Source organism: Lacinutrix sp. 5H-3-7-4, assembly GCF_000211855.2.
Classification (GTDB): domain Bacteria; phylum Bacteroidota; class Bacteroidia; order Flavobacteriales; family Flavobacteriaceae; genus Lacinutrix.
Map to the genome: position 1 here is coordinate 2,529,363 of NC_015638.1, position 14,191 is coordinate 2,543,553.

Annotated in this window: 13 protein-coding genes; 4 read left to right on the forward strand and 9 right to left on the reverse strand. The window is 29.1% G+C overall.

The genetic code is table 11. From position 1 onward, the window contains the following. From LACAL_RS15075 to LACAL_RS15080, 9 genes are all read right to left on the reverse strand, one after another. Complete coding sequence (locus tag LACAL_RS15075) at positions 1-2,232, reverse strand: M23 family metallopeptidase (RefSeq protein ID WP_013870887.1); 2,232 nt, start codon at positions 2,230-2,232, stop codon at positions 1-3. Positions 2,233-2,251: 19 nt separating this feature from the next. Next, positions 2,252-2,620, reverse strand: coding sequence for a hypothetical protein (locus tag LACAL_RS11380; protein ID WP_013870888.1), 369 nt, complete (start codon positions 2,618-2,620; stop codon positions 2,252-2,254). Beyond that, entirely contained in the window at positions 2,621-3,772 is a 1,152-nt protein-coding gene (locus LACAL_RS11385; RefSeq protein ID WP_013870889.1) for a DUF6402 family protein, read from the reverse strand. It abuts the gene before it with no gap. 3 nt (positions 3,773-3,775) lie between these two features. Further along, positions 3,776-4,207: a DUF4280 domain-containing protein gene (locus tag LACAL_RS11390; RefSeq protein ID WP_013870890.1), complete on the reverse strand. Its 432-nt coding sequence runs from the start codon at positions 4,205-4,207 to the stop codon at positions 3,776-3,778. Next, positions 4,204-5,061 (reverse strand): hypothetical protein, encoded by an 858-nt coding sequence (locus tag LACAL_RS11395; RefSeq protein WP_013870891.1) that lies wholly within the window; start codon positions 5,059-5,061, stop codon positions 4,204-4,206. Before LACAL_RS11395 ends, LACAL_RS11390 begins: the two co-directional genes overlap by 4 nt. A 4-nt stretch (positions 5,062-5,065) precedes the next feature. Beyond that, positions 5,066-6,871 carry a type VI secretion system Vgr family protein gene (locus tag LACAL_RS11400; RefSeq protein ID WP_013870892.1) on the reverse strand — a complete coding sequence of 602 codons (1,806 nt, stop codon included), beginning with the start codon at positions 6,869-6,871 and terminating at the stop codon, positions 5,066-5,068. Between the two features lie 259 nt (positions 6,872-7,130). Beyond that, on the reverse strand, positions 7,131-7,517 hold the full coding sequence (gene tssD, locus LACAL_RS11405; protein ID WP_013870893.1) for a type VI secretion system tube protein TssD: 387 nt from the start codon (positions 7,515-7,517) through the stop codon (positions 7,131-7,133). 53 nt (positions 7,518-7,570) lie between these two features. Beyond that, positions 7,571-8,482: a hypothetical protein gene (locus tag LACAL_RS11410; RefSeq protein WP_013870894.1), complete on the reverse strand. Its 912-nt coding sequence runs from the start codon at positions 8,480-8,482 to the stop codon at positions 7,571-7,573. Continuing rightward, complete coding sequence (locus LACAL_RS15080; RefSeq protein WP_013870895.1) at positions 8,483-9,505, reverse strand: NlpC/P60 family protein; 1,023 nt, start codon at positions 9,503-9,505, stop codon at positions 8,483-8,485. 204 nt (positions 9,506-9,709) lie between these two features. Here LACAL_RS15080 and LACAL_RS11420 point away from each other — a divergent pair, with 204 nt between their 5' ends. Genes LACAL_RS11420 through LACAL_RS11435 form a run of 4 tightly spaced genes read left to right on the forward strand, consistent with a single transcriptional unit; the run spans position 9,710 to position 14,181 of the window. Further along, a complete protein-coding gene (locus tag LACAL_RS11420; protein ID WP_013870896.1) occupies positions 9,710-10,144 on the forward strand; it encodes a GPW/gp25 family protein in 435 nt (144 codons plus the stop codon). Between the two features lie 8 nt (positions 10,145-10,152). After that, positions 10,153-11,982: a type VI secretion system baseplate subunit TssF gene (locus tag LACAL_RS11425; RefSeq protein ID WP_013870897.1), complete on the forward strand. Its 1,830-nt coding sequence runs from the start codon at positions 10,153-10,155 to the stop codon at positions 11,980-11,982. Positions 11,983-12,024: 42 nt separating this feature from the next. Further along, complete coding sequence (locus LACAL_RS11430) at positions 12,025-13,020, forward strand: PKD domain-containing protein (protein ID WP_013870898.1); 996 nt, start codon at positions 12,025-12,027, stop codon at positions 13,018-13,020. A gap of 6 nt (positions 13,021-13,026) precedes the next feature. After that, the gene (locus LACAL_RS11435; protein ID WP_013870899.1) at positions 13,027-14,181 is read left to right on the forward strand and encodes a hypothetical protein; all 1,155 of its coding nucleotides are present in this window, start codon (positions 13,027-13,029) and stop codon (positions 14,179-14,181) included. Positions 14,182-14,191 lie beyond the last annotated feature (10 nt).

Genomic DNA, 14,191 nt, shown 5'->3' on the forward strand with positions numbered 1-14,191 from the left:
TTATCCGGTTTGACTTGTTTGACTAGGTGTTTTATTAATACTCGAACTTAGCTCTGTGATGGTATATGGGTCTATTCTCCCACCTGTTTTAGAATTACTTGTTCTTAATTCAAAATGTAAGTGTGCCATTTTTGCAATTTGATTACTTGCATTACCAGTTTGTCCGGTTTGCCCAATTACATCTCCAGCTTTAACAAGATCTCCTTCATTTACAGATACTGATGATAAATGCGCGTAAAAGAAATAGTAAGTTGTTCCATTATAATCTGCTTTAATATTTAAACAATTACCATAACTACTTGAGGTATATTTTAGGGAAACCTCACCGTCTAAACAGGCAAAGGTGTCTGTGCCAACTGGAGCATAAAGGTCTAAGCCATCATGCAATTTTGTATTATTATTACGAACATATCCATAATCGCTGCTTGTTGGTGCCCATCTTGTTGCAGAATACCAGCCTCTAAGATCCATAGTGCTTAATGGGTCTACCCAAGATTTATCGCAATCGCAATCATTTTTATGTGTTTTCCCATCTTCATACCACTCATTTATTTCTCTCTCAATTTCCCAAATATAGGTTTTACCTGTTGTATTTGTTGCACTATCTGTATCTTCATGAAAAAAGGCAGGATTTTGCCTATAAGCACTTCGATTATAATTACTAGTTGAAGCAGCATCAAACACAATATAATTAGGGTTTGTACCATTGCCAGAAGCTGCTGGATATAATACAGATAAATATACATCTGTAAGTGTTGTTAATCTAGACTTATATCTTAAAAAATAACTTTCTACATATTCTAATTGTTGTAAAACAGTCATTTCTCTTAGGCTTGTAGTTGTAGTCCCTAAATCTGAGGCTGCTGCATCTCCAAATTGTATTAAACCAGTATAACCTAAACTGTTAGTTATAGAAGGATCAAAAGTTCCGCCAGTTTCTAATGCCATTACAGCCATTAACCAATTTGCTCCCATAGCGCTATCGTCTCCTAATTCTAGATTTTCAGCCATTGAAACTACTTTTTTACGTTCTTCGCAACTAAATTTATTTCCCCAAACTAGAATTGCACAATTTTCTATTTCAAAATAAGAGTTATCGTCTTCGTTTAAAAACTCTTCTTGATGGCATTCTTCATCACCATCGCAAGATACTTTTAAATACAAATATTCTGTTTGTGCTCCTTTTTTGTATTTAGGTATATTCTCTAAAACAGCGTATGATGAGCCTACGGTTAAAAGTGCAATAATGTCATCTTTTTTTACAATGTGGTTTGGTGCTAAAGCAGTATTGCTTCTAGTTTCTATAGTGCTAGCAATAGTGGTTTTTTCTGCTTCGCTTTCCACAGTAAACTCATTTGTTGCTGTATAGGAATGTGTGCCATCTTGTACGCCTCCTTTTAATTTTTCTTCCCAAGTTTCCAAATCTTCGTTTTGTTTTGGTCTTAGTTTTATTTTTATTGCTGCAAAACCATCATCATTGAATGTGGTTTTAAGCTCTGTGAATTCTTGAGCATCATCATTATTTTCTTTTGCTTCAATTACATTTAATGGAGCGTCTTTTTCAACCAATAATTCTTCTTTTTCATGTATGGTAATTGTTGCTTCTTTGCCTAACAAATTAAAAGATTTTGCTATAACAAAAACTTCTGAGGATAAACCTGAAAATTCAATTTTCACGTAATCTTTTTTTAGTTTATGTAGCTCGAAAGTTATTACTTCATCTTTACTATATGAATCGTTTGTTAGAATAGATATTATACTTTCTTCTTTAGCATATTTTTTATCATTTTCTAATGTAGGATTTATATTAGTTACTATTATTGAAGCTATATTGGCTCTATTTTGATCGGTTATTGCGTTGTCGTTTTTAAAAGTATATTCTCCATTTCCAGCGCTATCGTTAGACTTAACATATTCTTCTTTTGCAAAATAAGCATCATGAATACCGTCTTCTATAGCGTTATTTGCTGGGCTAGAATAGTTTTCTGGAGTTGGAGTTTCGGGTGTTGTTGGCTCAGCAGTGCCTTCTCCAGTTGCACCTTCCATAACATCGTCTTGAGGTATTGGTGTAGTTTCTACAGGTTGTGTGCTAGGAGCTTGTGTAGGAGTAGAAGGAGCAGAAGTTGGTGCAGTAGGAGTTGATGCCGGTGGAGTTGGTGATAATGGTGACGAAGCCACTGTATATGCTACTACGGCGACTGCGACTATTGCTAAAACTACTAAAAATATCATCTCTATTTTATTTAATTAATTATTGGCAACTGTAGGTTTTACTTTTTAAATTAATGCTATTAAATTTTGTAAAAAAGACTTTGTCATTTTCTAGCTCCCAGAATACTTTTAAATCTCCAATTACAAATCGACATGGAGATATAATACTTGGTTTGGCTATAACTTCTTTTTTATTGTTTTTTAATACTACGTAAGCTTTTTTAAAGTTGTTTTGATTTGAAAATCCTGAGTGCTTAAAATCGCTTTGCACATAAACATCTAAAAAATACTCGTTATTTGGACTCGTAATAGTTTTTGAGAACTGGTATTTAGGTTTTAATAAAAAGTAGGCTAAAATTCCAATTATTAAAAGGGTTGGTAGAATTATATATGTCATTTTAGATTTCATTTAAGCGTCTTTTAATTTTACTTTATAATTTGTTGAAGACAGTTTTACTGTTGAATAAAGGTGATAATTATAACCCATTCCATGTGCATCTCTATACTCTCTATAGCTTTTATTAGTTACTTCAAAATATTCACTGGTTTCATTGGTTTCACGTTCTACTTCTATAGTTTTGTCATCATTTATTTTCCAATATCCTAAAGGCTGTGAAGCTTCGGCTGGATTATCGTCTATAAAATCGAAACTATCTTTTATGTAAACTCCAAATTGTTTTACGTTAATATCTATCGTATCTCCTAACCAACTGGTATTGTATTCTAGTTCACCTGTAGCAAATAAGTGGTAATTAAAATTTGCTAAAGAGGCAATAAAATCGTCTAAACCATCAAAAGCAAAGTGAATACCTAAATCAAAAAAACCACTAAATGGTTTACTTTCAAAATAATATTTTTCGTATTCTGGAATTTTTTCTCCTCTATACGTAATAATTTGAGCATTGGTAACACCAAATGGTTGGTTATTGTTTTCTGTAGGAAGATTAACGATACCTTCATTTATCATTTTTTCGATTTCAGATTTTAAGCTGTCTCTAATTTTATTACCCAAAAGGTGATAATTATTATTAAGTTTTGTTCCAGTTTCTATTAAAAATTGTCTGTATTCTGTATTTACTTGAGAAGATTCGGCTATTGCCCAATCAAAACTAACAGCATCAATGATTGGGTCTACAGTATCTTTATCTATATTATTTCCTTTAGTAAACCATATACGTTGCAATTTTTCAGCATTTGTAAAACCTAAAGTTGTAAGTAGTTTTGGAATATACCTTACAAAATGAATAGAAAAGGTACTTGCAACTTCATTTTCTTCTTCATCAATTACAACTTTAAAAGAGAAGTCAATAATATTAGGCAGTGGTTTACCTGAGGCTCCTATTTTTTTAGCGGCTTTACTATAAAAACTATAATCTATAACTATAAACCATTTGTTGTCATCTTGTTTTATGCCGTATGTTTTTGAAGTATAGACTAAGGTTGGGCTTCCACCATCTACAGCATTTGTAGCAAAAACTTTTATAAAGTATTCTTGTGCTTCTATACCTTCTTCGGGTACAAATGTTACGTATGCTTTATCTTGTTCAAAGTCTAATATCATAATTTATTTAGATAATTCGGTTGAAACTATAGATTTTGAAATTTGCTCATCTGGAGTTACACTATCTACGTCTAGATTTTCCATTGGTGGTAACTCGGTAACTTGCAAATCATCTTTAATGGATATTGTTGCGCCTCCATAATTACATTTTATAGTAGAACAGTCTAAAAGTGCTTTATTATTTTGTATTAAAATATCTCCAGTATTTTTCCATTGGTCTGGAGCTATTAAAGATGCACAAGGCACAGAAGATTTATCACTTTTTTTACAATTACCTGTAAATTGAAGGTTTGGTTTTTTACCATCTTTTACTGTAGCCCAAGTTTTGTCTTGTAATTTTACGACATTAGAATTTACTATAAGTTTTCCCTCGGGTTTAGTACAAAGCGGACAAACTATCACAGCATTGTTACAAACATATTTTTTTGCGCTCATATTTGTTGTTTGTTTACAGTGTTATATTGTATACTTTTTCTAAAGTTTTCTCCACAACTAATAGTGATATTTAATTGAAATTCTTCTAATAGTCCATTTGTTTTATCTAAGGTGATATAACCTAAATATTCTTTTAGTTTAAGTGTATTTTCTTTTGAAATATTTTGTCTACTAAAATGGTTTTTTAATTTTCGAGGATATTTTTGATTTTCATGTAAAGTACCTGTAATTTCAAAAGTTGCCTGTGTGTTACTGCTTTGAGTTAATGTGAATTCTTCATCAATACACAAAGGTAATTTTGCAACCATGTTATCTATAGTACGCTTGTTTTTATAAATACGATTTAAATGATATAAATTAAACGGAAGCATAAAGAACGCACCAAAATTTCTAAGTTGTAATAAGTTGTTTAATAAGCTCTCTTGATTATTGAATCTTTTATTTAAACCAAAAAAATAGGTTTCGGCATGTTTACCTTTATAGTGTTTATTTAATTTTGTTTCAAGCGTTTGCCATTTTGAAATAACTTGATTATGATTTTTTATTTTTAAAGGTTTATTTACATTACTTACTTCTAAATCTATAGTATCTATAACTTTAGCAATTTGCTTAGTTAAACCTTCTTGTTTTTTATATTTTGTAGCTAATTGTAATTTGTTTTCTTTTATTTTAAAGCTAATATCGTATGTGTTTTTTATATGAGATTGGCTTTTGTAATCAATAATTCTGTTTAATTTTTGTTTTTCGGTATTTCCATTTAATGTTGTTGTAGCAATAATACTTTGGTGGTATTGCTGCTCCATTTTAGAAACCGAAAGGTTATATAAAGTATTTTTTGCTAACACTTTGTGCATACGTTTAGCCTTTACTTATTTTAACATCTGCACTGCCTTGAAAAGTAGAAACACCACTTGCATGTATGGTTAAATCTCCTTTTGTGGCTAACATTTTAGCATTAGCTGAAGATTGGTTGTAATTTGAACCTGCCGTTAAGGTTTTATTGTTTGCTACTTGCTCTGTACTATTGTTAGAGTTTATATTGTGATTGCCTGTAATCTTTTCGGTTTTATCTTTTTGTATAATCTCTGTTTTAGTGTTACCAACATTTAAATCTAAGTTTTCCTGCACGTTTATTTGCATATTTTTAGAGTTTAATGTCATGTTTTCTAAAGCTGTAATTGTAATATTGTTATTAGCAGTATCAATATTAATTAGGTTTTTGTTTATGTCTGTAATTGTAATACTTTCTGTACCACCTGTATCGTTTAGTTCAATGGTATGTCCAGATCGTGTTCTAATAGCTTTTATATTATTAGAATTTGTTTTCCAGCTATCTGGCTTTGCTTGACTGTGATACAAGCTGCCAAGTACATAAGGTTTTTCGGCATAATCACCTTCAAAACCAATTAAAACTTCTTCGTCTTTTTCTGGTATAAAATGAAACCCTTTATCTTTTCCTGCATGCGGACTTACTATACGAATCCAAGGCGTTGTTAGTCCGTTTTCTTTTTGCCATGGAAACTGCACTTTAATTCGGCCTAAATTTTCTGGATCTACATTATCTATAACAGTAGCCATTTGTGAGGGACTTTTAGCTATTGCAGTTATGTTAGTATATGGGTATGCTTCTACATTTATTGAGACGGCTTCAAACGTATTATTATATTCTCCATTGCTTTTATAATCGTGTGTAACTTTGACTACTCGATATAAATTATTCAGAATTTTAACTACAGATGTTAGTTTTATACCAGGATTATCACAAGAGGCATATATTTTTATTTGATTACTTTCTATAGCTTTTTGATGTTTTTCTACAGCAGAGTCTAATTGGGTTTTGCTTGTTGTATCATTTTGAATGTTAGCCCAAATAGTTGTTTTTTTTGAAAAAAGATCTTTAGAGTTTCTATTAACTACATTAAAATAGCCATTATTAGTTGATCCATTTTTAGCAGACTTTTTTTCGTGTGTAATATTCTCTATATAATTACTAGAAAAATAATTAAAATTTTGTGGTTTTGGTGCTAATTGAGTTGTAAAACTATTTAAGTCTCTACCAAACTTAAGCTCTATTTCTTTATTGCTGGACGGTAAACCAAAAACAAGTTCTTCGCCATTAAAAAACATCCATTCGCCATATTTAGCAGCTAAACGTTGTGCAAATTCAAAACAACTTTCGTTAGACTGAACAGTGTAGAGTAGTGGTGAGTTTAAAGTAGCATTTTTTGTGTTTACAGAAAGTTTTGAAGCATCGTAGTCATTAAAATTTTTTTTAATAATTTCTACAAAACTCATCTCGCTATAAGAGGTATAGTGCGAACCGTCGTCTGACAGGATTGTTGGACTTTGTATATTAAACTCTATATAATCGCCCTCATTATTATATAAACCTTTTTGGAAATTTATAGCTGTAATTAAGCCTTTAAATTTTAAGGCTCCTAAAAAGTCCATTTTAGCAAAAGAACTGGTTTCTATGGTAATTGGTGCGCCTAATAAATCGTCTATTTCTATATTATTATCTGCACAAAATGTTTCAATTGTTTCTATTAAACAATGCAAATGCATTGTATGATGTTTACCAATTTCCTGCTCTAAATTACAACTGTTATAGTAAGGAAGTTTATTACCGTTAATATTAATATTTGTAGTAGATAAAATAGCCATAGTTTAATTTTTTAGCTTTTAAAAAAAGCACTGGTAGAGCTGCTTTTTATTGTATTCTAATAAAAAAAAAAAGAATACTAATTCACTAAAAACCTATAGTATGTTTGCGCTATGCTTGTTCTATTAGAGTAGTATTAGGGTGTGATTTTTGAACAAAAAACATAATTATTTAGATTTTTAACATGAATTTGTAACACAATAAAAATAAAGGAGTTTTATAACTCCTTTATTTAAATTTAATATAATTGAGGTCTTATTATTAAACCCATTCGTTAACATGCTCACCATTACCAATACTTATGGATTTTGCAGATATAACTATAGTTTCTGTCATTGGGTCATCGCCTTTATGGTCGAAAACTTCTGTGTATTCAATCATGTAAGCTTCTGTAAAGTTTAATTCTTTTGCTTTGGCGTCTGTATCTCTTTTAAAGAATGTTAGAGAACCATCTTTACGTTCAAAATTATTGAACATCCAGTCTGATAAAGAAGTGTCTGAAGTAGATTCAACCGAAATTTTAATTTGTCCACCTCTAGTTATAGAAGATGGTCTTCCTGTTGGATCTGTTTCTTGGTGAAGTTTGTAATCACAACTTAAAACGTTGTACTCTTTTCCACCAACATTTAATCTGGTTTTAAATGACATAGTAATTTGGTTTTTTATTTATTAATAGTTTATTTTTTTAATAATAACCCAAATTAAATAACGGTTGTTAAACCTATAATGGGTTCATAATCTTTACGCAATAGAAATCCATTTTTATAACTAACGTTAAGTTTCGTTTTAATTTGCACTTCTATTGGAAAAAAATAATCGTAAAAAACGTTTACAAATTTTAATACGCCATCTTCTTTAATATAGTCTTCTACATTTTCTTCGTCAATTGGTCCAATTTCTACATTATAATAAGGTTGCGAAATGTAATCTGTTTTTTTAGAAAGTGTAAAACTTGTTCCTAAACAATTATCGTCCTTATTTAAGTTACGTAGCTCGACAGGATTTGGACTATATTTTTTTGTGATTTTAACATTTTTATCTAAAATTTCTTCTAGGCACTTTTTTGTAAGCTCTAAATCGCCTGCAATTTTGTAAGCAAATGGAAGTAATTTTATAAGTTTAGATAAATATTTTTTAGGTATTGTATCGTCAATTTTCCAAAAGTCTATTAAAAATTTATCATCAAGATTTAAAAAATTATTAAATAAATCACGCTCATTATTTTCAATCTCAAGTTTCTGATTAAAAAATTCATTTTCTAAAGGAGAGAAAAAGTGTCTGGCTTCTTTTTCTTCCTTTTTGTAAGATTTTCTTAAATCTGGAAATGATACTCTACCTTTTGTTGTGTCCTTAGCATGAAATAAACCTTCTGGTAAATGGTCGTATAAACCATTTCTACTTAAATTTAAGTTTAGAATATTATCATCTATAGAGCCAATATTTATAATATCACGTCTATGCGATCTTCTAAAGGTGCTTTGGTTATTTATAATTATATCCTCTTGGCTAATATTTGTTGTTTTTTGCAGCTCTGCTACAATAACTTCGGCTTTTACATTGTCATAAACTTGTACAAGCTCTTCAAATATTTGTTCAAGTTGTGCGCTAGTCATCTAATCTGAACTTTTTTTTCTTCTTCCAGCAGCAACAAATTTTCTAGTCCAGTAATTTGTATCAAGGTTACTTATTTTTACACCTTTACTTCCTGTGTCTTTAGTATAAGATGTTGCATGTACAAAACGGTTATTATTTAAATAAATACCTACATGTGTTATTAATTTTTCGCTATCTCCATTTTTATTAAAAAATAGTAAATCACCTTCTACTAAAAACTCTTTACCTAAAAACTTATCGGTTAATTTAGATCTAAATTGCTCTTCGGCAGTACGCTCAATATATCTATCGTATACGGTAGTGTATAATCTTTGTGTAAAAGATGAGCAATCTATACCTTCTTTTGTAGCGCCACCCATTAAATATGTTGTGCCTTCCCATTCTTGAATAAATTCAAAAAGTTTTGTGTTAGTTATAGTTTCTGGTGTAACATCTAATAAAGCGCCATATTTAACTTGTAAATCTGAAATATTACTAGAGTTAATAGGCTCTATATCGCTATAAGTAACGGCATCATTATCCTGGTCATCCACGTCATCTTTATTACGTTCTCTTTCTTTAAGTAATTTTCTTTTTCTTTTTTCTAGTTCTTTTTCTTCTCTTTCTTTATCTTTTTGTGCTTGTTCTAAAAGTTTTTCTCTTTCTTTAAGCAACTTTCTTTCTTCTTTAAGTTTAGCTCTTAAAACTTTTTCTCTTCTTTTTCTTTCTTTTTTATCAACTTCAATTTTAATATCATTCATGGTTATATTCTTACCATCTATAGCTTCTATTAAAAAGTATTTATTAACGTAGTTTTCTTTTGTAATAGTAACAACGTGTTCTCCATTTGGGATTTTTTCAGTAAAGTTAAATTCGCCATTAGCACCAGTGTATTGAGAAATAGCAGTACCTTCTACAGTTACTATGGCATCACTTACAGGTGCAGAAGTATCTTCTTCTGTAACAATACCTTGAAAATAATTTTGGGCGTAGGTTTGTGAAAAAAAAGCAAATATTAATATTGGTAAAATTTTTTTAATCATCTCTTTGAGGGATTTTTATTTTAATGTTTATTTTTTATTGATGTTAACTTTTTCAAGAAATAAATATAAATAATTGTAGCAAATAAACAGTTAATAAATTGTTTTAATCTATAAGATGTTAATTAATACGATTATATTTATAATCATCGATTAGAATTTTTAAATCAAAAAAAATATAACGTAATTTATGTTTTTATAAAAGTTATGATTAAAAACTATTACGAATTACCTCTAAAACCAGCTAATTTTTTTACTAAAAAAGAGCACGATACTTGTGATATTAAACAATCGATAGCACATTATATTCACTTAATAAATACATCTCATTTTGGAGAATGTAGTTTTGATGAAACTTTTGGAAGCTCTATTTGGGAATTAGATTTCGATAATTTAAAGAGTTCTAATAAATTAAAATCTATAATTAAGCAGTCTCTAGAAGAGGCTATAAAAGAACACGAAAAAAGATTAGTTAATGTTATTGTAGAGGCTAAAATTAAGCAAGAAGAAATTTTAGATAATAACACATTAAATAGAATAAAAAAAAGAGTAGATCTGGTAATTAGGGCAAAAGTTAAAAAAACCAACGAGACTTTTAAATATGTTGAGTACTTTTACATAGGTCCATTATCTTACCAATAATATATTTTATGAAGACAGAATCTTTTGAACATATAAAAAACCGTATGGTAAAAAAAGCAGCTTCTATTTGGGGAGTTGCAGAAAATGAAATAGAAACTTCTTTTGATCCTGTTGTATCTTTATTAATATCTGCTTGTGCTTCAGAAATTTTAAAAATTGAGGCAGATTTAAATGCATCACAAAATCGCGTAACAGAGAAATTAGTACAACTAATGACTCCAGAAACAGTTATTGGTTCTAAACCAGCACATGCTATTTTACATGCAAATACTTTAGATAATTATACTACCATAAAACCTGAATTTCAGTTTTATTACAAGAAAAAAACAGCCGATAAAAAAGCTTCACAGCGATTAAAAAATATATTCTTTACACCAATTCAAAACTTTAAATTAGTAAACGCAAATGTAAAGTATGTGGCAGCTGGAGACACTTGCTTACTGTTAGAAGGTAAAAAGCAAAAACAGGAAATAACACCTAAAATAAGTAAAACCGTTTTACCTGGATCAACATTATATTTAGGTGTAAAAAAAGACATAGATATTTTAAACTTAAACGATATATCATTTTATTTTGAATTAGATGATATTGAAAACAGTAATTTATTTTACCATTATTTAAAACATGCAAAATGGTCTGTTGCAAATAAAAACTTAAATACAACAGACGGTTTTTATAATAGTGATAAATTAAGTGAAGTAAATTTAAAATCTATATTTAAAGATGTTTCAAAAAACATACAAAATATTAATGCACAAGCTTTAAATTTTTATAAAAAACATTTTGTAAGCGTTAAAGAGAATACACAAATAACAACATCAAAGCATGAAGAATTAGAAGCATTTATTGCAGAAAATGGTCTTGAAGTCGATGAAGATATCATTTGGATAAAAGTAGAATTTCCAAGAGTTATTAGTAATGCGATATTAAAAAAAGTATATAGCTCTTTAAATGCATTTCCAGTTTTAAATAGCGAAATAAATGCATTTACATACCAAATAAGAAACTATATAAACATTTTGCCAATTAAAACAGAAGACTTCTTTTTAGATGTAAAATCTATAGTTAATACAAGTGGCGAAGTGTATTTGCCAAAGGTAAAAGATGTGTTAGGAACAGGCAAAGGTAATTATACGGTAAGAGGAAATAATGTTGGTAAACTAGACCAAAGAAGTGCAAAAGAATATTTAACACATTTAATAGAGTTGTTAAAAGACGAAAGCGCATCGTTTGCATTTTTAAATAACGATTTTTTACATGGAAATTTAAAAAACCTTAATCAATTAATTTCTTTATTAGAAAAAAAAGTAGCTTCAGCAAATGATAATTTAATAGAAACCAATTACATTACTCTAGAACCTTATAATAAAAAAGAAAATTTACTTGTTGAGTATTGGACCACAAATGGAGAAGAAGCTAATAATATTAAGTCTGGTAGCGATATAGAAGTCTATAAAGCAATAGGTATAAAACAAAAAGGAAGCTACCTATTAACCACAACATTTGATGGGAAAAATAATTTAGATATGGACGAGCGTTTAAACTCATATAGACGCTCATTACTATCAAGAGATAGAATTGTAACTAAAGAAGATATTAAAGCAGTTTGTTACGAATTATATGGCAATAAAATTGAAAAAATAAATATAAATAAAAGCTACACAAGCAATATCGATTTACATAAAGGTATTACCCAATGTATTGAAATAGAATTATACGCAAATAATAATGTAAGTGTAGACAACAAAGAATGGGAATCTTTAAACAGTAATTTATTATTGCTTTTAGAGAAAAAATCTTTAAATATATTCCCGTATAAAATAAAAATAGTCAATTAAATTATTAATTTTATAGCATAGTAATGTATTAAAAATGAAATTATGAGCAAGTATAATAATTCATCAAGCCATATCGATAAAACTGTAATTTATGTTTTTTTGTTTGTTTTTTTTGCATCCATAAGTGTATTTGCTTATAGATATACTAAATATTCACCTTGTGAAAATGTAACCTTTAATATCGATAAAGCCCAAAACACAGTTGGAGAACTAATAAAATTTAAGGATGTTACAGACACGGCAGAATCATGGTATTGGGATTTTGGTGATAACTCCATAGCATCAACACAAAAAGAACCATTACACGTTTACAAAACACCAGGAGATTACACAGTAAAACTAATAGTTAATGATATTTGTGAAGCAACACAAACCGTTTCTATAGCAGAGAAAAAAGAAGTTTTAGACCCAACAAAGTTTCCAATATTCGAACTTCAAAAAACTATAAAAGTAGGTCAAAAACTAAGAGTAAATGACGAAACAGAAAACGCATCAACCTGGGAGTGGCGTTTTGGAGAAACAGCAAAAATAAACGCAAATACAAAACGTGCAAGTTATGTATATACAGAGCCAGGGTTAAAAACAGTATCTTTAGTAGTAAATGGAGATTTAAAATACGTAACTAAAAAAACAATCGAAGTTTTACCACTAGCAGAAACAAAAAGAAAACCTATAGATATACCACAAGCACCATCTAAACCAAGTGTAGATATTAAGTACAAACCAGAATCTGCAATTAAAGATAAACCATCTACACCAAAATTAGCCCCATATATAAGCGAAGCAGATTTTAAAGCAAAAATGATGAAAGTCTCTAAAGAAGAAATGAGTGCAAAACAATTTTCAGAATATTTTTGTGGAGATATTAATAAAAAAATAGTTGCTAATGGAAGAAATACAACATTTCTAGTATTCTGCGAAAAAATAAGCGACAAAAAAATAAGAATCAAAAAGTTAGAAATTTTTAGAGATAAAGGATCAAATTGTATAAATACTATTACAATAGATTGTAGAATACGAGGGCTTTTTAACGACTAGAATAAAATGAAACCACAAGACAAACATAGAGTAAACTGGATAGATGGAATGAAAATTAATAAAGATCACTTTATTGATTTTGAAGAGTCTGTAATCCATGCAATAAAAAGTTCAGAACAAAAGCAAGTAACACCAGTAAGTTATGGGTTACTTCCAGATTTTTCAGAACAAGGTAGCGCAATAGATTTGCTAATTTCTATAGATGGACAAAACACAATAGAAGTTATATTAAATAAATGTCATGCAATAACACTTGGAGGATTTCAAATTAATATATCTGAAGAAACCAAGCCGCTTTTAGAACAATCAGGATACATATTAAAGCAACAATATGCAATAGGAAATGAAGATAACGAGTTTTATGTTATTTTAACCGTAAACCCATACGAGAGAATTCCAGTAGGAAATGCGAACCCAAACGAAGAGCCACCAAGGCATCCATACGTATTACCAGAATACAAACTAGATATTTTAACAAAAGCAGAAGTCTCTAAAAGAGAATTAGGTTTACATCATATAACAATAGGTAAAGTTATAGTAAAAGACAATGTACCTAAATTAGTAGAAAACTTTATTCCACCTTGTAAATCAATTCAAAGTCATGCAGATTTAAAATTTACATTTAATGAGATTGTTACTTTTTTTAATTTAATGGAATCTTACTCCATGCATGTAATTCAAAAAATATATCAAAAAAAGCAATCTAACGATTTGTCACATATGGTATTACATATATGCCAGCGTGTTTTAGAAAATTTAAATCGTAGTATTCCAGAATTTAGAATGCAAGATAAATATGAATCTCCAATAGTGATGATTAATAAATTATCTGGATTAGCAAGAGTAATAAAAAGTAGCCTAGATGTATTTGTTGGTACAGGTAAAGAAGAGTTGCTAAATTATTTAACAGATTGGTGTGATTTAAACCAAGGAGCCTTTGAAAACGTATTAATAGATATGCTAGAAATAAAATACGAACATACAGATATTAATGCATCGCTACTTAAAGTATCTTCATTCTCAAAGTTAATGTTATCCCTATTTAAAAAATTAAACGAGCTAGATTACATTGGTAAAAAAGAAGATTCAAATATTTTTGTAAAAGAAGAAGTAGTAGATAATGTAGAAGTTAAAAACAGAAGAAGCTTTTTATTAGATTAAATTAAATTTT

What these genes read in the sequence shown, in the direction of transcription:
- LACAL_RS15075 (WP_013870887.1), bottom strand. Translation starts at nt 2,232, where the DNA reads ATGATATTTTTAGTAGTTTTAGCAATAGTCGCAGTCGCCGTAGTAGCA.
- LACAL_RS11380 (WP_013870888.1), bottom strand. Translation starts at nt 2,620, where the DNA reads ATGAAATCTAAAATGACATATATAATTCTACCAACCCTTTTAATAATT.
- LACAL_RS11385 (WP_013870889.1), bottom strand. Translation starts at nt 3,772, where the DNA reads ATGATATTAGACTTTGAACAAGATAAAGCATACGTAACATTTGTACCC.
- LACAL_RS11390 (WP_013870890.1), bottom strand. Translation starts at nt 4,207, where the DNA reads ATGAGCGCAAAAAAATATGTTTGTAACAATGCTGTGATAGTTTGTCCG.
- LACAL_RS11395 (WP_013870891.1), bottom strand. Translation starts at nt 5,061, where the DNA reads ATGCACAAAGTGTTAGCAAAAAATACTTTATATAACCTTTCGGTTTCT.
- LACAL_RS11400 (WP_013870892.1), bottom strand. Translation starts at nt 6,871, where the DNA reads ATGGCTATTTTATCTACTACAAATATTAATATTAACGGTAATAAACTT.
- tssD (WP_013870893.1), bottom strand. Translation starts at nt 7,517, where the DNA reads ATGTCATTTAAAACCAGATTAAATGTTGGTGGAAAAGAGTACAACGTT.
- LACAL_RS11410 (WP_013870894.1), bottom strand. Translation starts at nt 8,482, where the DNA reads ATGACTAGCGCACAACTTGAACAAATATTTGAAGAGCTTGTACAAGTT.
- LACAL_RS15080 (WP_013870895.1), bottom strand. Translation starts at nt 9,505, where the DNA reads ATGATTAAAAAAATTTTACCAATATTAATATTTGCTTTTTTTTCACAA.
- LACAL_RS11420 (WP_013870896.1), top strand. Translation starts at nt 9,710, where the DNA reads ATGATTAAAAACTATTACGAATTACCTCTAAAACCAGCTAATTTTTTT.
- LACAL_RS11425 (WP_013870897.1), top strand. Translation starts at nt 10,153, where the DNA reads ATGAAGACAGAATCTTTTGAACATATAAAAAACCGTATGGTAAAAAAA.
- LACAL_RS11430 (WP_013870898.1), top strand. Translation starts at nt 12,025, where the DNA reads ATGAGCAAGTATAATAATTCATCAAGCCATATCGATAAAACTGTAATT.
- LACAL_RS11435 (WP_013870899.1), top strand. Translation starts at nt 13,027, where the DNA reads ATGAAACCACAAGACAAACATAGAGTAAACTGGATAGATGGAATGAAA.